Origin of the sequence: Paractinoplanes aksuensis, assembly GCF_024137025.1 — a bacterium.
Taxonomy (GTDB): Bacteria; Actinomycetota; Actinomycetes; order Mycobacteriales; family Micromonosporaceae; genus Actinoplanes; species Actinoplanes aksuensis.
Map to the genome: position 1 here is coordinate 160363 of NZ_JAMYJR010000033.1, position 18235 is coordinate 178597.

Annotated in this window: 15 protein-coding genes; 5 read left to right on the forward strand and 10 right to left on the reverse strand. The window is 71.5% G+C overall.

Annotated elements, in window-relative coordinates:
• Positions 1-44: 44 nt before the first annotated feature.
• The 5 genes from M1L60_RS30915 to M1L60_RS30935 all read right to left on the reverse strand — a co-directional run bounded on the left by M1L60_RS30915 (position 45) and on the right by M1L60_RS30935 (position 7863).
• Positions 45-431 carry a nuclear transport factor 2 family protein gene (locus tag M1L60_RS30915; RefSeq protein WP_253241063.1) on the reverse strand — a complete coding sequence of 129 codons (387 nt, stop codon included), beginning with the start codon at positions 429-431 and terminating at the stop codon, positions 45-47.
• A complete protein-coding gene (locus M1L60_RS30920; RefSeq protein WP_253241064.1) occupies positions 428-1765 on the reverse strand; it encodes an MFS transporter in 1338 nt (445 codons plus the stop codon). The genes M1L60_RS30915 and M1L60_RS30920 overlap by 4 nt, the downstream gene beginning before the upstream one ends.
• Positions 1762-3024, reverse strand: a complete 1263-nt coding sequence (locus tag M1L60_RS30925) for an aminotransferase class I/II-fold pyridoxal phosphate-dependent enzyme (protein ID WP_253241065.1) — start codon at positions 3022-3024, stop codon at positions 1762-1764. Before M1L60_RS30925 ends, M1L60_RS30920 begins: the two co-directional genes overlap by 4 nt.
• Positions 3025-3041: 17 nt before the next feature.
• On the reverse strand, positions 3042-6104 hold the full coding sequence (locus M1L60_RS30930) for a putative bifunctional diguanylate cyclase/phosphodiesterase (protein WP_253241066.1): 3063 nt from the start codon (positions 6102-6104) through the stop codon (positions 3042-3044).
• Positions 6105-6180: 76 nt separating this feature from the next.
• Positions 6181-7863 carry an SCO7613 C-terminal domain-containing membrane protein gene (locus M1L60_RS30935; protein ID WP_274622916.1) on the reverse strand — a complete coding sequence of 561 codons (1683 nt, stop codon included), beginning with the start codon at positions 7861-7863 and terminating at the stop codon, positions 6181-6183.
• A gap of 93 nt (positions 7864-7956) precedes the next feature.
• On the opposite strand from M1L60_RS30935, the gene M1L60_RS48565 reads away from it, so the two are divergent.
• The 4 genes from M1L60_RS48565 to M1L60_RS30960 all read left to right on the forward strand — a co-directional run bounded on the left by M1L60_RS48565 (position 7957) and on the right by M1L60_RS30960 (position 10604).
• Complete coding sequence (locus tag M1L60_RS48565; RefSeq protein ID WP_438862169.1) at positions 7957-8178, forward strand: hypothetical protein; 222 nt, start codon at positions 7957-7959, stop codon at positions 8176-8178.
• A 53-nt stretch (positions 8179-8231) separates the two neighbouring features.
• Positions 8232-9371, forward strand: coding sequence for an NAD(P)/FAD-dependent oxidoreductase (locus M1L60_RS30950; protein WP_253241068.1), 1140 nt, complete (start codon positions 8232-8234; stop codon positions 9369-9371).
• Positions 9368-10225, forward strand: coding sequence for an RNA polymerase sigma-70 factor (locus tag M1L60_RS30955; RefSeq protein WP_253241069.1), 858 nt, complete (start codon positions 9368-9370; stop codon positions 10223-10225). Before M1L60_RS30950 ends, M1L60_RS30955 begins: the two co-directional genes overlap by 4 nt.
• A 94-nt stretch (positions 10226-10319) precedes the next feature.
• Positions 10320-10604: a DUF885 domain-containing protein gene (locus M1L60_RS30960; RefSeq protein WP_253241070.1), complete on the forward strand. Its 285-nt coding sequence runs from the start codon at positions 10320-10322 to the stop codon at positions 10602-10604.
• Position 10605: 1 nt separating this feature from the next.
• Here the strand turns inward: M1L60_RS30960 and M1L60_RS30965 are convergent, their stop codons facing one another.
• On the reverse strand, positions 10606-10998 hold the full coding sequence (locus tag M1L60_RS30965; protein WP_253241071.1) for a TIGR03668 family PPOX class F420-dependent oxidoreductase: 393 nt from the start codon (positions 10996-10998) through the stop codon (positions 10606-10608).
• Positions 10995-11825, reverse strand: coding sequence for an LLM class F420-dependent oxidoreductase (locus tag M1L60_RS30970; protein ID WP_253241072.1), 831 nt, complete (start codon positions 11823-11825; stop codon positions 10995-10997). Before M1L60_RS30970 ends, M1L60_RS30965 begins: the two co-directional genes overlap by 4 nt.
• A gap of 85 nt (positions 11826-11910) precedes the next feature.
• Here M1L60_RS30970 and M1L60_RS30975 point away from each other — a divergent pair, with 85 nt between their 5' ends.
• A complete protein-coding gene (locus M1L60_RS30975; protein WP_253241073.1) occupies positions 11911-12093 on the forward strand; it encodes a hypothetical protein in 183 nt (60 codons plus the stop codon).
• Between the two features lie 58 nt (positions 12094-12151).
• Here M1L60_RS30975 and M1L60_RS30980 read toward each other — a convergent pair whose 3' ends face one another.
• The 3 genes from M1L60_RS30980 to M1L60_RS30990 form a co-directional block, all read right to left on the reverse strand.
• The gene (locus tag M1L60_RS30980) at positions 12152-12403 is read right to left on the reverse strand and encodes a hypothetical protein (protein WP_253241074.1); all 252 of its coding nucleotides are present in this window, start codon (positions 12401-12403) and stop codon (positions 12152-12154) included.
• 75 nt (positions 12404-12478) lie between these two features.
• Positions 12479-15085: an MGH1-like glycoside hydrolase domain-containing protein gene (locus M1L60_RS30985; protein WP_253241075.1), complete on the reverse strand. Its 2607-nt coding sequence runs from the start codon at positions 15083-15085 to the stop codon at positions 12479-12481.
• A 39-nt stretch (positions 15086-15124) separates the two neighbouring features.
• On the reverse strand, positions 15125-18079 hold the full coding sequence (locus tag M1L60_RS30990) for a sensor histidine kinase (protein ID WP_253241076.1): 2955 nt from the start codon (positions 18077-18079) through the stop codon (positions 15125-15127).
• Positions 18080-18235 lie beyond the last annotated feature (156 nt).

Consider the following 18235-nt stretch of genomic DNA (forward strand, 5'->3'; position numbering starts at 1 on the left):
ACCGGCCGGCCGTTTCCCCATCCCCCACCCTTCCGGGGCGGGCCTCAGGTCGAGGGTTCGCTGCCCTGGCAGTGACGCCAGAGCCAGCGGCCCTCGACCTGCTCCACCAGGCCCGACACCCGGTAGGGGAAGTTCTCGTCGGCGCCGTCGTCGGGGCGCGCGATGCCGTCGGCGTCGGCGAAGACGTAGGCCCGGTCGCCGAACGTGTGGACCGTGACGTCGTGCGCGTGCCAGGCGTACGCCTCGGTCCGCAGGAAGACCTCGCCGAGCAGGGCCGTCAGTTCGGCCCGGCCCACCGCCGACTCGGAGCGTTCGGAGCCGGCGTAGCCGATGTCGTCGCCGGGGGCGAAGCAGGCCAGCGCCGCGTTCAGGTCGCGGGCCGCGAACGCCTCGCTGAGGTCGCGCACGGCCTGCGCGGGTCCTTGACTCATGCCGAAACCTCGATCTTGCCGGGAGCCGCCGGGCCGGCCGGAACCGTGGTGGCGACCGGAGTCGGCCCTTCGACCGGGGTGCCGGGACGTTCGATGTACTCGAGCCGTTCGACGCGGCGCATGCCGGGCAGGAACAGGAAGCCGAACGTCACGACCGCGCCCAGCAGGCCGGCGCCGATCAGCGTCTCGCGGACACCGATCCACTCGGCGACCGGCGCGGCCAGCGCGTACGACAGGGGCAGCAGCGCCGTCGACACGAACCAGTCGAGGCTGGACACCCGGCCCAGCATGCCCTCGGGCACGAACCGCTGTTTGGTGGTCGCCCAGGCCACCGTCCCGGCCGCTTCCAGGCCGTTGACCAGCACGCAGGCCGCGGCCAGCTGCCACGTGTGGGTGGCCGCGCCATAGCCGGCCACGGCCAGTGTCGCGATCGCCCACACCGCGTACGTGAAGGTCATGAACCGGCGCGGGATGCCGATCCACCCGACCGCCAGCGCGGCCGCGATCGCGCCCAGACCGCCGGACGTCAGGATCAGACCCAGGGCGGCCGCACTGCCGCCCAGTTCGTGCTTCACCACGTACGGGAGAAGCACTTCGGTCGGTCCCACGAAGAGCAGGTAGGTGAACGTGGCCGACAGGAACGTCCCCCACAGCCACACCTGACCGCGCACGAACCGGAACCCGGCCCGCATCTCCCGCCAGATCGATTCCACCGGCCCGTCGTCGGCCGAGGCCGGCAACGAGACCCGGGTCATCGCCAGCAGACAGGCCACGGACAGGGCGAACGTGGCCGCGTTGACCGCGAAGGCCCAGCCCGCGCCCCCGATCGCGATGATCGCGCCGGCCAGCATGGGCCCGAAGATCTGCATGCCGGCCGGGCGCACGAACTGGTCGAGCGCGTTGGCCGCGACCAGGTGCTCGGCCGGCACGACCCGGGGCACGGTGGCGTCGAAGGACGGGCCGAAGAACCCGGCCGCCGCGCCGTGCACCGCCGCGATGACCAGGATCGGCCACAGCGCGGTCAGCGACCCGGTCAGGGTCAGCACGGCCAGCGTGCTCATCGTGACCAGCCGTACCAGGTCGCTGGCGAGCATGACCTTGCGCGGGTCGAACCGGTCGCTGACCACGCCGCCGAACAGCAGCGTGACGACCTGGGGCAGGCTGAGGGCGACGCCCACCGCCGACATGGCGGCGGGCGTCCCGTAGAGGTCGTAGACCTGCCAGGCCAGGGCGACGAGCAGCACCCCGTCGCCGACCAGGGAGGCGCTCATCCCGGTCCACAGGAGCCGGAACTGGCGGTGCCGCAGCGGCGCCAGCGGACCGGGGAGCCTCACTCCGCGGCGCTGCGGAGCTTGCCGGCCGCGGCCAGTTCGGTGATGACGGCGTTCAGCTCGTCGAGCTCCTCGTCCGAGTTGGCCGCGGTGACCTGGGCCCGGAAGCCGACCTGGTCGTGCGGCACCAGCGGGTAGGCGGCCAGCGTGACGTAGATGCCGCGGTCCCACAGCAGCTTGCCGACGGCGTCGATGTCCTCGCCGGCGGCCAGCGGCAGCTCGATCACCGGGGTGTTGCCGGTGTTCGGGGTGAAGACGTTCAGGGCCCGCACGTGGTCGAGCACCTTCATGGTCTTGCGGTACAGGTCGGCGCGGATGTCGTCGCCACGCTTCTCGTTGAGGTCGAGGCCCGCGTTGACGGTGGCCAGCGAGGCGGTCGGGGCCGGGCCGGAGTACAGGTACGGCGGGGCCGACACCTTGAGGTGGTTCTTGAGCCAGGTCGGCAGGGCCAGGAAGGCCAGCAGCGACGAGTACGACTTGCTGAAGCCGCCGACGAGCACGACGTTGTCGTACGTCTCGCCGCTGTACTTGACGATGGCGTTGCCCTTGAGACCGTAGGGCGACTTCTCGTTGGCGCCGCGCTCGCCGATCACGCCGAAGCCGTGGGCGTCGTCGACGTAGAGCAGGGCGCCGTACTCGCGGGCGACGGCGGCGAACGCCTTCAGGTCGGGCGCGTTGCCGGTCATGCTGTTGACGCCGTCCATCGCCACGATCTTGGAGATGCCGGCCGGGGCCGCGGCCAGCAGCTCGCGCAGGTGCTCGTGGTCGTTGGCCCGGAAGCGCTGCACGGTGGCGCCCAGGCCCCGGGCGTACATGGAACCGTCGTAGATGGTCTTGTGTGCCTGCGAGTCGAGGAAGACCATGCCCTTGCCGGCCAGGATCGGCAGCACGGACATGTGGATGTGCGTGATCGTCGGCAGGACCAGGGTGTCGGGCGCGTCGAGCAGCGCCGTCAGCTTCTCCTCGATCTGCGGGTAGAGCGCCGGGTTGCCGAGCAGGCGGGACCAGCTCGGGTGGGTGCCCCAGCGGGCGACCTCGGGGGCGATGGCGTCCATGATCTCGGGCTCCAGGTCGAAGCCGAGGTAGTTGCAGGAGGCGAAGTCGGCCAGCCAGTGGTCGCCGACCCGGATGCGACGGCCGCGGACCTCTTCGATCGTGGCGTCGTACATCGGGTTGCCGCTGCGCAGGCGCTCCAGGTCGGCCCAGCGTCCGTCGCGCTTGACGAACTCGAGACCGGAACCTTCGAGGGGAGCGTGGTTCATGGGGGGTGGGGTTCCTTTCAGTGGGGGGAGACGGCGGAGCTCTGCGTGCGCAGGTACTCCAGGAATTCGTCGGAGGTGACCGGCTTGCTGAACAGGTAGCCCTGCCCGTACGAGCAGCCCATCTCGGCCAGGGCCGTGCGGTGCCCGTCGAGCTCGATGCCCTCGGCCACCACGGCCAGTTCGAGGGTGCGGGCGAGGCTGACGATGGTCTCGACCAGGGCCATCTGCTGCGGGTTGTGCAGGATGTCGTCGATGAAGGACTTGTCGATCTTGAGGACGTCGACCGGCATGTTGCTCAGGTAGCTGAGCGACGAGTAGCCGGTGCCGAAGTCGTCGATGGCGATCCGGACGCCCATGGCCCGCAGCTCGCGCAGGTCGGCCCACACCTGGTCGGCGTCGTGCAGCACCAGGCTCTCGGTGACCTCGAGCAGCAGCCAGCGCGGGTCGGCGCCGGTCTCGGACAGCACCTCGCGCACCTCGTCGACGAAGCCGGGCGTCCGGAACTGCCGGGCCGAGACGTTCACGCTGACGTACCGCATGGGACGGCCGGCCTCGGTCGTGCGCCAGTGGGCGAAGGTGGTCAGCGCCTCGCGCAGCACCCAGCCGCCGATCGCCACGACCGAGCCGTTCTCCTCGGAGAGCTCGATGAACTCGTTCGGGCCGAGCAGGCCGCGGACCGGGTGCTGCCAGCGCACCAGGGCCTCGAGCCCGGCCACGTCGCCGGTGGGCAGGTCGATGATGGGCTGGAACCGCAGGCGCATCTGGCCGCCGGCCACCGCCTCGTTGAGCGCCGAGCGCATCTCGAGCCGGCGCAGCATCGCCTCGTGCATCTCGTCCTGGTAGCGCTGCCAGGTGTTCTTGCCCTCGGTCTTGGCGCCGTACATGGCCACGTCGGCCCGGCGCAGCAGCTCGCTGATGCCGGCCGCCTCGGTGCTGGTGGCCACGCCGACGCTGGCCGCGCCGTGGATCTGGTGGGTGGCGCCGGTGGCGTCGACGACCTCGATCGGCTCGGCCAGGGCGGCCACGATACGGTCGGCCACCCGTTCGACCTCGCCGGTGTCGGCGATGAGGTCGATCAGCACGGCGAACTCGTCCCCGCCGGTGCGGGCCACGGTGGCCAGCGGGCCGGCCAGGTCGGTGATGCGGCGGCCCACGGTGGTCAGCAACTGGTCGCCCGCGGCGTGACCGAGGGTGTCGTTGACCTCCTTGAAGTCGTCCAGGTCGACGAACAGGACGCCGACCTCGTGCCGGCCGTCGACGGCGAAGGTGGCCGCGCTCTCGAGCCGGTTCTGGAAGAAGGCACGGTTGGCCAGGCCGGTCAGCGCGTCGTGGTACGCCTGGTGGGCCAGGTCGTTCTCGAGGCGGCGGCGCTCGGTGACGTCGCGGATGGTGACCACGAGCCCGTTCACGGCCGGCTCGTCCCGCAGGTCGCGGCACGTGCACTCCACCTGCAGCAGCAGGTCGTCACCCGAGACGGCGGTCAGGTCGACCCCGTCGCGCGGCCCACGGCCGCTGCGCACCTGGTCGAGCAGGTCGCGCAGCTCGGCGTGGTCGGTGCCGGCGATCAGGCGCGACAGCGGCATGCCGACGAGGTCGGTGCGGCCGAACACGGGCAGCGCGGACGGGCTGGCGTAGCGGATGGTCTCGTCGTCGCCGACGATCAGGATCACGTCGGAGGCGCTCTGGATCAGCGCGCGGAAGTAGTCCTCGCTGCTGCGCCGGTTCACCTCGTCGGTCAGGGTTATGCGTTCGACGGCCATGGTGGCCTGGGCCATCAGCGCCTCGAAGGACGGCTCGAGCGCAGTCAGCACCTCTTCGCTCGCGGCCAGGAAGACCTGGTTGTGGCGCAGCGGCCCGTTGCGGGTGCGCCCGGCCGACACCGCCTCGGCACACAGCGCCCACTCGAACCCGTCGAGCTCGGCGGTCAGGTCGGCCGGCAGGCCGGCCACCCGTACGCGGGAGGTGGACATGAGCCCGGTGACGGCGCCCGGCTCGGCGTCGGAGCCGCGCATGACCCAGCGGTGATCCTCGCCGGTCGGCACGATCGAGGTGACGGCCTGGGTCAGCGCTGCCCCGGCCTGGTCGACACTGCTCGCGGCGACCAGGTCGGCGCCGGTGATGCGCAACGTGCGCTCGCGGGCCGCGGTGTCGCGCTGCAGCTGCATGAGCCCGGCCACCCGGGCCATGACCAGCAGGAACATGATGCCGGAAGCGGACGCGATCATCGGCGCGTCGGTGACGCCCTGGTTCAGGTCCTCGATCAGCAGCACGGCCGGGGCGATCAGGGCGGCCACCGACATCAGGGCCAGGCGACGGCCACCGGTCAGGCTCTGCGCGATCTGCTCGCTCGTCGTCAGCTGACGCATCGACGGGTGCAGGGCGGACAGCGCGGTGGCGGTGTAGAACAGCACCCATCCGGCGTCGACCGGGCCACCCACCTGCCAGGTGCCGTCGAGCTGGCGCAGGCCGTAGAGGACGTCGGTGATCAGCAGGCTGCCGACCCCGGCCACGAGCACATGCAGCGCGACCGGCTTGCGGCCACCCGCGGTGAGCAGGCGGGCCAGCATGGCCAGGGCGAGGACGTCACCCAGGGGGTAGCCGGACGAGACGGCCTTCTCGACGAAACCGAGGTCGGTGTCCCGCACGTACGGCGAGATCAGGAACACCCACGAGAGCAGGCCGAGACCGGCGGTGGGCACGAGCGCGTCGAGCAGCGCGGCCCGGTTGCCGGCCCCCGAACGGGACCGGATGAAGATCAGCAGCGCCCCGGCCAGCATCGGGTAGACCAGCAGGTAGAACAGATCGGCCAGCGACGGGAACGGGTTGGCGATGTGCATGAAGTCGGTCAGCACGTTGTACGCCGTGTCGCCGAGCGTGAAGCTGACCAGCACCGCCGACAGCAGGTACCAGGGCAGGCGCTTGGCCGGCCGGTGCACCCGCACCCCGACCAGCACCGCCGCCGCCGCGGAGAGCCCGATCGTCGCCCACGAGTACATGCTGTACTGCGGGAACGAATAGAAAACGACCGTCAGCGCGGCTATCCACGCGCCGAAGCACGCTTGCATGCGGGGGGCCGACATCCGTGCTCCGATCTGACCCAGGGACGAGTGAGCCCCCCTGATCGGCACCCCGATGCGAAGCTGAAGAAAAGCTGAGTCAGGTCATCCGGTGAAGCGCGGCACGCATCCGGTCGAGGTCGCGGCGGCGGCGCTCGAGCGTGGTCGCGAGCAGCACGAGCAGCAGGCCGGCCACGGCGAGCGGGATCCAGCGCGGGATCAGGTCCCAGACCTGGGCCAGCTCGTACGCGGCCTGCCCGGCCAGCACCCCGCCGCCGATGATCACGGGCGCTCGCAGCCGGGCCGGCACCCCGGCCGCCACGATGACCACCGCCGTTGCGCCGAGCACCAGGCGGCGCAGGTACTGGTCGTCGCCGGTCAGGATCACGAACAGGTGCGGCAGCAGGCCGACCAGCAGCGCCGGACCGTAGACGACCCAGCTGGAGCGGCCCTTCCCGAGCACGAAGCCGGCCGCGAGCAGGGCGGCGTCGAGCACGAGGACGGTCCACCAGGGCAGCCCGAAGCCGGCCGGCACGGCCAGGGCCAGCACGGCCGCCCCGCCCAGCGCGGCCATCCGCCACCACGCGGCCGGGACCAGCAGCACCGAGGCCGCGGCGACCAGGGCCACGGTCGCCGGCAGTTCCCAGGTGAAGGGGCCGGCCACGGTCGGGTCGAGCGCCCGCACCCCGGCCCCGACCGCCAGCACGAAGGCCACCAGGCCGGGCGCGGCGGCCACGGCGATCGCGCCGTACCGGCCGTAGAAGCGGCCCACCCCGGCCAGCACGAGGGCGACCACGGCCACGGTCAGCAGGGCGTCCCCGTCGATGATCAGGTGGGCCACCCGGCTCGCGGCGACCCCGGCCGCGGCCACCAGCAGGCTGTCGCCGACCTGACCGGCCCCGAGCAGGCGGGTCGCGACCACCACGACCCCGGCCGTGATCAGCAGAGCCCCGCCGGACGTGGCGGCGTCGCCCGTCTCTTGCGTCGTGAACAGGCCGAGCAGCGCCCAGACGCCGGACACCATGACCGCCAGACCGCCGGCCACCCCGCCGGCCAGCCGCAGGCCACCGCGCAGCAGGGCCACCACGACGACGTCGAGACCGGCCACCGCGGCGAAGGTCAGGGCCCAGCCGGCGGCGTCGGGGTCGACCGGGACCATCAACATCGGGAGCACCGGCTGGGCGATCACCAGGGCCGCGTACCGGGGGCCGGTCAGGCCGGTGACGTGCTCGTAGCCCGCGGCCAGGGCGGCGGTCACGGCGAAGACGGCGCTGGCGTACCCCCAGCCGTTGGTCGCGGCCACGCCGAACAGGTTCACGTGCCAGGCCGCGTACCCGTCGAGCAGCACCAGCAGCAGACCCACCGCGGCGAAGGTCTCGGCGGTGGCCCGCAGGTTGCGCCGCAAGGCGACGAGCGGCGCGGCCAGCGCGAGACCGGTGAAGGCGGCCAGCACGACGGCCCGTCCGCCCAGGCCGAACTGGGCCCAGGCCACCGCGGCGAAGACGATCGCGGCCACGCCCAGCAACAGCCCGCCCAGTGCGAACAGCACGTTCTGGGCCGCCTTGGAGGAGACTTCCGGCCGGGGCGCGCCCAGGGACGCCTGGACCCGGGCCGCCGCGGCCTGCCGGCGGTTCCACACCTCCCGCAGCCGATGGTTCAGTCGGGCGATCTCGGCGTCGGCCGTGACCACCTCGATCGCGTCGGCGTCGGGGCCGCGCCCGCAGGACGGGCAGCCGGTGTCCGACGAGGCGGCAGTTCCGCAGGCCGGGCAGGGATACGTCATGACGCTGATCCTTGTCGCCGCCGGGGCGGAGCGGGTGAGCACGCGTACTCATCGGGGCTGAGTCTCTTGACGCGACTGGCATAGTGCTCGTCGATGATCCAGACCAAGGGTCTGACGAAGAGGTACGGAAAGACCGACTCCGTCCGCGACGTCACGTTCACCGCTGCCCCGGGCCGGGTCACCGGCGACTTGCCGTTCACGACGTTCATGAGCGCGGCCGGCGGCAACCCGGAGGGACTGCTGCTCTTCTCGGGCTACGCGCTGGTCGCGCTGGGCGTGGCGGCCTGGTTCATCCGCCGGGACCTCACCGACTAGTGACCCGGGTCACTCGGGGTCACAGTCGTCGCCGCCGGTCCCGTCCCGCGGGCATGACTGACATCGTGATCCTCGGGGCGGGCTACGCGGGACTGGCCGCGGCGAGCAACCTGGCCGGTCGGGTCCGGCGGCGGGACGACGTACGCCTGACCCTGGTCAACCCGGACGGCCGGTTCACCGAACGGCTGCGGCTGCACTCGACCGGCGCCGGCCGGGCCACCGCCGACCTGCGCCTGCCCGACCTGCTGGCCGGCACCGGCGTCCACCTCGAGTACGGGTGGGTGACCGCGGTCGACGCGGACGCCCGCACGGTACGCCTCGACGACGCTCGTGAGCTGCGGTTCGACACGCTCGTGTATGCCCTGGGCAGCACCGCCGACACGGCGTCGGTGCCGGGCGCGGCCGAGCACGCCTTCACGATCGACAGCCGCCAGCACGCCGAAGCCCTCGCTGCCCGCCTCCCCACCGGCGGCTCTGTGCTGATCTGCGGCAGCGGGCTGACCGGGGTCGAGGCCGCGGCCGAGATCGCCGAGCGGCACCCCGGGCTCACCGTCCGCCTCGTCGGCCGGGACGCGCCCGGATCCGGGATGACGGCCAAGGCGCAGGCTCACGTGACCGCGGCCCTGCGCCGGCTCCGGGTCGGCGTGCGGATCGGCGAGATCAGGAAGGTACTGCCGGGCGCGGTCGAAATGTCTGATTCTCGGCTCGAAGCCGACCTCGTCGTCTGGACGGCCGGCACCCGGGTCGCGCCCCTGGCCCCGGCCCTCACCGTCGACGAGCGCGGGCGCATCGTCACCGACCCCAGCCTGCGGTCCATTTCCCATCCACACGTGTACGCCGTCGGCGACGCGGCCGCCGTACGCCAGAAATTCGGTCTTCTGCACGGCACCTGCCAGAGCGGCATGCCGACCGGAGTGCACGCCGCCGCGTCGATCGCCCGCCGGCTCGACGGCAAACCGCCGCGGCCGTTCCGCTTCGGCTACTACCACCGACCGGTCAGCCTGGGCCGGGGCGACGCCGTCGTCCAGTTCACCCGGCCCGACGACAGCCCTCGCCGCGCGTGCCTGACCGGCCGGGCCGCCGTCTGGTACAAGGAGACGGTGACCGCCTCCCCGTGGCCGACCTACGCCCGCATGCTCAAGGTCCCGTCGCTGGCCTCCTGGTGGCCGCGCGGCGGCCGGTACACGCGATGACGGTCTTCGACGAGCACCGCCGCCTGCTGTTCGCGATCGCCTACCGCATCCTGGGTTCGGCCGCCGACGCCGAGGACGCGGTGCAGGACACCTGGCTGCGCTGGTCGGCGGCCGACCGCTCGGCGGTGGCCGACCCCAAGGCCTACCTGGCCCGCATGATCACCCACCAGGCCATGGACCAGTTCCGCTCGGCCCGCCACCGGCGCGAGACGTACGTCGGCCCGTGGCTGCCCGAGCCGATCGTGACCACAGGTGAGGACGTCGCCGACGACGTGTCGCTGGCCATGCTGGTCGTGCTCGAGACGCTGAGCCCGCTGGAACGCGCGGTGTTCGTGCTCAAAGAGATCTTCGATTTCCCGTACGCCGAGATCGCCACCGCCGTCGGCCGGGCCGAGCCCGCCGTCCGCCAGGCCGCGCACCGGGCCCGCGAGCACGTGCGCGCCCGGCGCCCCCGGTTCCCCGCCGACCACCGCCGCCGGCGCGACGTGACCGAACGTTTCCTGGCCGCGGCCTCGGGCGGCGACATCAACGGCCTGCTCGAGTTGCTGGCGCCCGACGTCACCCTGTGGACCGACGGCGGCGGCAAGGTGCGGCACGCCCGCCGCCCGGTCGTCGGCGCCGAGCGGGTGGCGGCCTGGATGGCCGGCGTCAGCCAGGTCCCGTACGAGGGAGTCGCCCCGGCCGACATGCGGGCCGACCTGGTCGACCTCAACGGCAGCCCGGCCCTGGTCTTCACCGCCCCCGGCCGCGTGATCGCCACCCTGTCCTTCGACTTCGACGACGAGAACCGAATCCGCGGCATCTACAACATCGCCAACCCGGACAAGCTGAGGGCCGTCGCCGCTTCGAGTTGATTTTGACGGACCGTGCCCCGTCTCATGGGGTACGCCCGAAAGCACTGCCGAGAATCTGACGCCCCGGCGCCTGGCCGACACATACGTCAGCGAGGTGTCCGACCTCAATCCGATCACCGCCGTCCAGCTGGGTCTGCACCTCGACCGCGACGACCTGCCCGACCTGTCGCCGGACGGGCTCGAGGCGGCCGCCGGCCTCTCCCGCCGGACGCTGGCCCGGCTCGACGCGGATCGGCTCGGGCAGGTCGAAATGGGTGCCCTGCAGGTGGCCCGGGCGGCCCGCGGTTCCGGCTTCGACCTCAAGGCCTGGCCCATGGCCGCCCTCGCCCAGGGCTCCCAGGGCCTGGACGACCTCTACCAGGCCCTGGCCGCCCTGTAGGTCAGGCGTTCCACACCACCCACCGCTCGACGGTGATCACGACGAACGGGCCCGCCGGGGGCTGCTCGCGATATTGCGGGTAGCGCCCGGCCAGGGCTTCCACCCCTTTCCCGTACGCCGGAAGGACGCGCGCCACCCCGTCCGCGCGCACCCACCACAGCCGCGACCAGTCAGCCTCGTAATGGTCGGCCAGCACGCTGACCCGCGGGTTCGCCTCGATGTTGGCCAACCGGCGCAGCGCCCGCGTGCGCTTGGGCTTGTGGTCGACCGCCGACACGATCTCGTCCGCGCCGAGCACCGCGAAGACCATCGGCACCAGGTGCGGCGTCCCGTCCGGGCCGGTGGTCGCCAGCCGGGCCACCGGCACGCTCGCGAACAACTCCGCCGGCGTCACCGCCCGGTCAGCTCCGCGATGGCCGCCTCCCACTTCTCCAGGGCCGGCTCGACCACGCTCCACGGCCCGGACGGCAGCCACACCGAGACCCGGTCCACGCCGGCCCGCTCGCACTGCTCCAGGGCCTTCGGGTCGGGCGGCACACTCAGCATCTGCACCTGCAGGTAGCGGTCGGCCCGGGCCCGCAGCTCACCGATCCGCTCGAACACGTTCTCGTCGCGCCACTGCGGGAACCAGCCGTCGCCGTGATCGAGCACCCGGTCGAGCACGGTCGGCCCGCCCCCGCCGATCAGCACCGGCGGATGGGGCCGCTGGGCCGGCTTGGGCCACGACCAGATGCGCTCGAAGTCGACGTGCTCGCCGTGGAAGCTGGCCTCGTCGTGGAGCCAGATCTCGCGCATGGCCTTGATCCGCTCGGTCATCACCGGCACCCGCCGCCGCGGATCCGTGCCGTGGTTGCGCATCTCTTCCCGGTTCCAGCCGAGCCCGACACCGAACTCGAACCGACCGCCGCTGAGATGGTCGACGCTGGCCACCTCTTTGGCCGTGATGATCGGATCCCGCTCGGTCACCAGGCACACGCCGCTGCCGATGCGCAGGCGGCTGGTCGCCTCGGCCGCCGCCGTCAGGGCCACGAACAGGTCGTACGTGTGCCAGTACTTCTGCGGCAGCTGCGCCCCACCCGGCCAGGCCGTCTCCCGGCCGGCGGGGATGTGCGTGTGCTCGGCGAAGAAGATCGCACTGTGCCCACGCTCCTCGGCCCGCCGCGCGATCTCACCCGGCCGCAGCCCGTCATGAGTAGGAAAATATCCGACACCGAAGTCCATGGGCCAAGTCTATGAACCCATCCGCTCCGAAGGCCGTGTGTGGGGAAAGCGCTTCGTCGCTGAGAGCACGGACGGGAGAAGTCCCATGGTCATCGGCATCGTCATCGGTATCGCTCTGCTGACAGGTTTCCTGGCCGGCTTCGTGTGTTTCAAGAAGACCAACGAGTTCTGCGGTCGCTGCGGCATCACCCGGCAGTGCCCGGTCTGCCCCGAGCCCCGGGCCGCCGTCCCGTCCCGCATTCCTTGTCGTACCGCCTCCGCGGCATAGAAAAAACTCCCCGCGCCGGCGGTGGGGGCCGGCGCGGGGAGCGTAGGAGGAGCCGGGGTCAGCTCGCGGCGTTGAGCACGATGGCGCCCAGGATGACGCCGATCACGCCACCGGCGACACCGGCCGCGGCGGCGTACCAGCCGAGCGGGCGGTCGCCGAGATAGCCGCCGACCAGGCCCAGCACGATCGCGGCCGGAGCGAAGACGATCGGCGCGAAGAGGATGGCCACGGCCGCGAAGACGAACGCGAGGATCGTGCACACGCGGGCGCCGGTCACACTTCCGGTGCGGCGGGTCGTCACCTGAGTCATCGGAATTTCCTTTCCCCGTGGGAGATTCGCTGGCGTCCTTTGTGTACCCGCCACTCCCCCGGGGCTAAACCGCAATCAGCGCCGCAGGGTCAGAATCAGGTCGACGACCAGGGCGGTCCAGCCGGTCTGGTGCCAGGCGCCCAGGCCGGCGCCGTTGTCGCCGTGGAAGTACTCGGGGAAGACGATGAGATCTTTCCAGTCGGGGTGTTCCTGCAGGATGCGGTTGGCGCCGTAGATCGGGCGGTGGCCGTTCTCGTCCGGCAGGAACAGCGAGATCAGCCGCCGCGACAGGTCGTCGGCCACTTCGGCCAGCGGCATCTTCTGTTGCGCGCCGGTCGGGTACTCGGCCTTCATGTCGTCGCCGAAGAACTCGGCGTACTCGCGCAGGGCCTCGATGAGCAGATAGTTGACGGGCATCCAGACCGGGCCGCGCCAGTTGGAGTTGCCGCCGAACAGGCCGCTGGTGCTCTCGGCAGGCTCGTAGCCGACGGTGAAGTCCGAGCCGCCGAGCGAAACGGTGAACGGTTTCTCGAGGTGACTTCGGGACAAGGTCCTGATTCCGTACGCCGAGAGGAACTCGTCCGGGTCGAGCATGCGGGCCAGGATCCGCAGCAGCTGGTCCTGCCCGACCATCGACAGCAGGCGCTGCTGCACCCCTTGGGCCGACAGCCGCCGGGCGCTGATGATGTCGGCGTACTCGCCCTGCGACGCCTGCAGCCAGCGCAGCCGCGCGTTCAGCTCGGGCAGGCGGTCGAGGGTGGTCTTGGTCAGCCGCGTGGTGGCGGCCAACGGCAGCAGGCCTACCACCGATCGTACTTTCAAGGGCAGTTTGTGGCCGTCGGGCAGGCGCAACTGGTCGTAGAAGAAGCAGTCCTCGTCGTCCCACAGGCCCTGGCGGTACGCGGCCTCGGCGATGTACGCGAAGTGCTCGAAGAACTTCGTCGCCATGTCCTCGTAGGTGCGATCGTGCAGGGCCAGCCGGATCGCCATGTCGAGCAGGTTGAGCGCGTACATCGCCATCCAGCCCGTGCCGTCGGACTGTTCCAGCACCCCGGCCACCGGCAGCGCGGCCGAGCGGTCGAACGGGCCCACGTTGTCGAGCCCGAGGAAGCCGCCCTCGAACACGTTGTTGCCGCCCACGTCCTTGCGGTTGACCCACCAGGTGAAGTTGAGCAGCAGCTTGTGCATGACCCGGGCCAGGAAGTCGAAGTCGCGCCCGCCGTCGATCTCGAAGACGCGCAGCGCGGCCCACGCGTGCACGGGCGGGTTCACGTCGCCGAAGGCCCACTCGTAGGCCGGGATCTGGCCGTTGGGGTGCATGTACCACTCGCGCAGCAGCAGCACGAGCTGGGCCTTGGCGAACGCGGGGTCGACCCGGGCGATCGAGACACAGTGGAACGCCAGGTCCCACGCCGCGTACCAGGGGTACTCCCACGAGTCGGGCATCGAGACGACGTCGAAGCTGTTCATGTGCCACCAGGCGTTGTTGCGCCCGTAGCGCCGGCCCGGGGGCGGGGGCGCCGAGCCCGGATCGCCGGTGAGCCACTGCTTGACGTCGAAGTGGTAGAACTGCTTGCCCCACATCAGCCCCGCGATGCCCTGCCGGGCCACGGCGGCTTCGTCCGGGGTTGCGGACGGCGGGATCAACTCGGCGAAGTAGTCGTCGGCCTCGGCCCGGCGCCCCCTCATGACGTACGAGAATTCGTCGCCCAGATCGAGGCCGGCGATCGGCTCGTCGTCCTGGGCCAGGCGCAACCGGATCGTCCGGCTCTCCCCCGGTCCGAGCGTGAGCACGTAGTGCAACGAGCCCTTGGTGCCCTCACCGGCCGGGTTGACCGTGGGCGCGCCGGCCACGACGTGATCGTTGATGCCGTCCTTGGGATACAGGCTCTTGCCCGGCTGACCCCACAGGCGCTGCGCGTTGGTCTCGTTGTCGCAGAGCAGCGGGGTGGGCTCGCCCTCGCCTTCGAGCAGCAGGTGGCCGAGGGTGCGATGGGCGCCGGCGAGACGGCCGGGGCGCCCGGCGAGGGTGGGCACAGGCCGGTTGGGCAGCCCCCATGACCACGTGTTGCGGAACCACAGCGTCGGCAGCACGTGCAGGGTGGCCTCGTCAGGGCCGCGGTTGGCCACCGTGACGGCGATGCAGAGGTCGCGCGGGGAGGCCTTGGCGTAGTCGACGGTGACGGCCCAGTAGCGGTCGTCGTCGAAGACGCCGGTGTCGACCAGCTCGTACTCGGGTTCGGACCGCGAGCGCTGGCCGTTCACTCGCACCAGTTGGTCGTACGGGAAAGGATCTTGGGGGTAGTGGTAGCGCCAGCTCATCCACGAGTGGGTCGGCGTCGAGTCCTGGTACCACCAGTATTCCTTGGCGTCCTCGCCATGGTTGCCGCCGTCGCCGCCGAGGCCGAACATGCGTTCCTTGAGGATCGGGTCCTGCCCGTTCCACAGGGCGAGCCCGAAACAGAACGTCTGCCGCTCGTCGCAGATCCCGGCCATGCCGTCGTCGTTCCACCGGTAGGCCCGGGACCGCGCGTGGTCGTGCGGGAAGTAGTCCCAGGCGGTGCCGTGCTCGCTGTAGTCCTCCCGGACCGTGCCCCAGGCCCGCTCGGCCAGGTAGGGGCCCCAGGCCCGCCACGGCTGCTCGCCCGAGTCGGCCTGCGCCAGCCGTAAGCGCTCCGCCATGCCCTTGATTGTGCACGAGAACAGCAGGTCAGCTGATGGCTACCGAGGGTCGAGGTCGGGGGTCGGCAGGGTCAGCGAGAACTCCGTGCCGCCGCCGGCCGCGGGGCGGGCCGTGAGCGTGCCGCCGTGGGCGTCGATGATCGCCTTGGTGACGGCCAGGCCCAGGCCTGTGCCCTTGATGCCCGACTTCTGGGCGTTGCTGGCCCGGAAGAAGCGGCTGAACAGGTGCGGGTACTGCTCGGCCGGGATGCCGATGCCGGTGTCGCTGATGGTGATCACCACGTTGTCGCCGTGGTGCCCGGCGTCGATTGTCACCGTGCCGCCGTCGGGCGTGTACTTGACCGCGTTGGAGATCAGGTTGTCCAGGGCCTGGCGCAGACGCTGGGGGTCGGCCAGCACCTCCAGCTCCGGCTTGATGGCCGCGTTGAGCCGCAGGCCCTTGGCCGCCGCGCTGAGGTGGTGGCTGTGGAGCACCTCGTGCAGCACGCCGTCCGCGGCCATCGGGGCCGGGTCGATGCTGATGTGGCCGGCGTCGAGCCGGGCCAGGTCGAGCAGGTCGTCGACCAGGCCCTGCAGGTGCCGGGTGGTGCGGTCGACGACGGTGGCGTGCTTGCGTTCGGCGCCGGCCAGCCCGGGGCTGTCCAGCAACACCTCCGTGTACGCCTTGATGACGCCCACCGGGTTGCGGAGCTCGTGGATGACCAGGGCCGACAGCTCGTCCTTCATCCGGTCGAGCTGACGCAGCCGCTCGACCTGCTCGCGCTCCTGCTCGAGCAGGCGCTCGCGCCGCTCGGAGAGCTCGTGCCGGTCGGTCACGTCGGTCGAGAGCCCGTCGACGAAGAGCCGGTCGCCCTCGAAGCGCGCGGCGGCCCGGGTCCAGATCCAGCGGACCACGCCGTCGAGCCCGACCACGCGGCACTCCATCTCGGCGTGTTCGCCGGCGAGCAACGCCTGGTTGAACTCGTCCAGGATCCCGGTGTCGTCCGGGTGGACCTGGTCGGCCAGGGTGGTCGGCTCCGTGACGGAGACCGGGCCACCGAAGACGGCGGCGCTGTTGGGGCTGGTGTAAACGAGGCGCGGTCCCTCGCCGGCGACCGCCTCGACGGTCCAGACGTAGTCGTTGACCTGGGCCACGATCCGGTCGAAGTTGCGGCGGGACTCGGCCAGGGCCAGCGACATGTCCTCGGCCCAGCGGCGCTCGACGAACCGGCCCAGGTGGGCCGCGGCCGCGTCCAGCATCTGCACGGTGTCGTTGTCGTACGGCAGATCCTGGTCGGTGTAGAAGGCGAGCACGCCGAGCGTACGGCGCCCGGAGCGCACGGGGACGCCGACCGCGACCTGGATGCCGACCTCGTGCATCTCGGTCCGGCCCTCGTCGACCATGTCGGCCGGCATCGCGCTGGTGTCCCACCACACCTCGCGGTTGCGGGCCCAGACGAGACCGGGCAGGCCTTCCCCGAGCACGAAGGTGAGCGGCGTGTCGCCCGTGAAGGCCGACAGGTCGCGGTCGCCGGTGGTGTGCGAGCTGTGCCGCACGATGCTCTTGCGGTCGTCGGTGACCTGCCAGTACTCGCCGCACGACCAGCCCAGCGTCTCGGCGATGGCGGCCACCGCCTCGATGCCGGCGTCCTTGGCGTTGGTGGCGTCGGAGAGCACCTGCGCCACCGCGTGCCGGGCCCGGCGCAGCTCCTCGGCCCGGTGGACCTCGGTGATGTCGTGGAACGCCACGACCGCGCCCAGCCGGCGGTTGTCGCCGGTCTCGATCGGCCGCCCGTTGGTGACGAACCGGCGCCAGGCGTCCGGCGTCTTGACCACCATGTGCTGACCCTCGACGCTCTCGCCGGCCTGGGCCCGGGTGAGCGGCATCCGGGTGATCGGCGTACGGCCGTCCGACTCGTGCACCTGGAAGCCGGCCAGCCACTCGGCAGCCGACGTGTCGGGCGTGATCTGCTGGCCGGTCACCTCGCGCGCGGCCCGGTTGAGCAGGGTCATCCGGCCCTCGGTGTCGCACGCCGCGATGCCGACGTCGACGCTGTCGAGCACGGCCTCGAGAAAGGCGTGCTCCTCGTCCAGCTTCTTGCGGTGCTGCTCCATCTCCGAGGTGGCGACCAGGCGGCCGGTGATGTCGTGCAGGAAGGCGTGGCAGACCGTGCCGCCGGGCTCGGCCACCACCTGCAGGGTCATCTCGGCCGGGAACTCGCGGCCGGTGCTGGTCAGCGCGGCGATCCGCAGGTGCTGACCGGAGAGCTGGGAGTCGCCGCTGACCCGGACGCGCTTCATGCCGGCCAGGTGGTCGGCCCGGAACCGCTCCGGGATGATCAGGTCGGCGATGTTGCGGCCGGCGACCTCGTCGGCGCGGTAGCCGAACATGCGCTCGGCGGCCCCGTTCCAGTCGATCACGTCGCCGTCGAGGTCGGTCGAGATGTACGCGTCGTGGGTCGCGCTCAGCACGGCGCTCAGCCGGGCCGCCGAGATCGCCTGCTCGGCCTGGGCCAGGCGCAGCGCCACCTCGGACTCGGCCGCCTCGGCCAGGTCGCGCAGCACGGCGATGTCGTCGAAGCTCCACTCCCGGGGCACCGAGTCGACCACGCAGAACGAGCCCAGGACGTGACCGTCGGGCGAGCGCAGGGGCATTCCGGCGTACGCGATGGCGTCGTACTCGCCGATGGCCGGGCTGTCGTGCAGCCGGGCGTCGAGGCGGGCGTCGCCGACGATGAGCGGGCTCTGGTCGTCGACGACGTACTTGCAGTACGAGTGGGACAGCGGGGTCTGCCGGGTCTCGGCCAGCTCTCCGGTGAGCCCGTACGCGCTGGCGAAGCGCTGCCGGTCCTCGTCGACCAGCGACACGAGCGCGGTCGGGGCGGCCAGCGTGCGGGCGGCCAGCTTCGTCAGGCGGTCGAGCGCGTGGACGCCCTCGGCCTCGAGCAGACCGGTGGCCCGCAGCGCACGGAGGCGTCCGGCCGCCTGCCGCGGCGTACCCGTTGAAGTCAGCACGGAGCCTGGTATCGGTCCGGCCGGGCCGTACTTGAGACAAGCGGCCGGACAAAAATGTCCGGCCTTTATCTCATTGCGGAAAGAATGGCGCGAATTCGCTCCACTTCCCATCGACGCCTTTTTCTCCGTGAATTCACTGTGAAAGAAAGCGAGGGC

Excerpts from the sequence above, each read along its gene's own strand:
- M1L60_RS30950 (WP_253241068.1), top strand. The coding sequence starts at position 8,232 with ATGACTGACATCGTGATCCTCGGGGCGGGCTACGCGGGACTGGCCGCG.
- M1L60_RS30930 (WP_253241066.1), bottom strand. The coding sequence starts at position 6,104 with ATGTCGGCCCCCCGCATGCAAGCGTGCTTCGGCGCGTGGATAGCCGCG.
- M1L60_RS30925 (WP_253241065.1), bottom strand. The coding sequence starts at position 3,024 with ATGAACCACGCTCCCCTCGAAGGTTCCGGTCTCGAGTTCGTCAAGCGC.
- M1L60_RS48565 (WP_438862169.1), top strand. The coding sequence starts at position 7,957 with ATGATCCAGACCAAGGGTCTGACGAAGAGGTACGGAAAGACCGACTCC.
- M1L60_RS30970 (WP_253241072.1), bottom strand. The coding sequence starts at position 11,825 with ATGGACTTCGGTGTCGGATATTTTCCTACTCATGACGGGCTGCGGCCG.
- M1L60_RS30985 (WP_253241075.1), bottom strand. The coding sequence starts at position 15,085 with ATGGCGGAGCGCTTACGGCTGGCGCAGGCCGACTCGGGCGAGCAGCCG.
- M1L60_RS30980 (WP_253241074.1), bottom strand. The coding sequence starts at position 12,403 with ATGACTCAGGTGACGACCCGCCGCACCGGAAGTGTGACCGGCGCCCGC.
- M1L60_RS30935 (WP_274622916.1), bottom strand. The coding sequence starts at position 7,863 with ATGACGTATCCCTGCCCGGCCTGCGGAACTGCCGCCTCGTCGGACACC.
- M1L60_RS30915 (WP_253241063.1), bottom strand. The coding sequence starts at position 431 with ATGAGTCAAGGACCCGCGCAGGCCGTGCGCGACCTCAGCGAGGCGTTC.
- M1L60_RS30955 (WP_253241069.1), top strand. The coding sequence starts at position 9,368 with ATGACGGTCTTCGACGAGCACCGCCGCCTGCTGTTCGCGATCGCCTAC.
- M1L60_RS30975 (WP_253241073.1), top strand. The coding sequence starts at position 11,911 with ATGGTCATCGGCATCGTCATCGGTATCGCTCTGCTGACAGGTTTCCTG.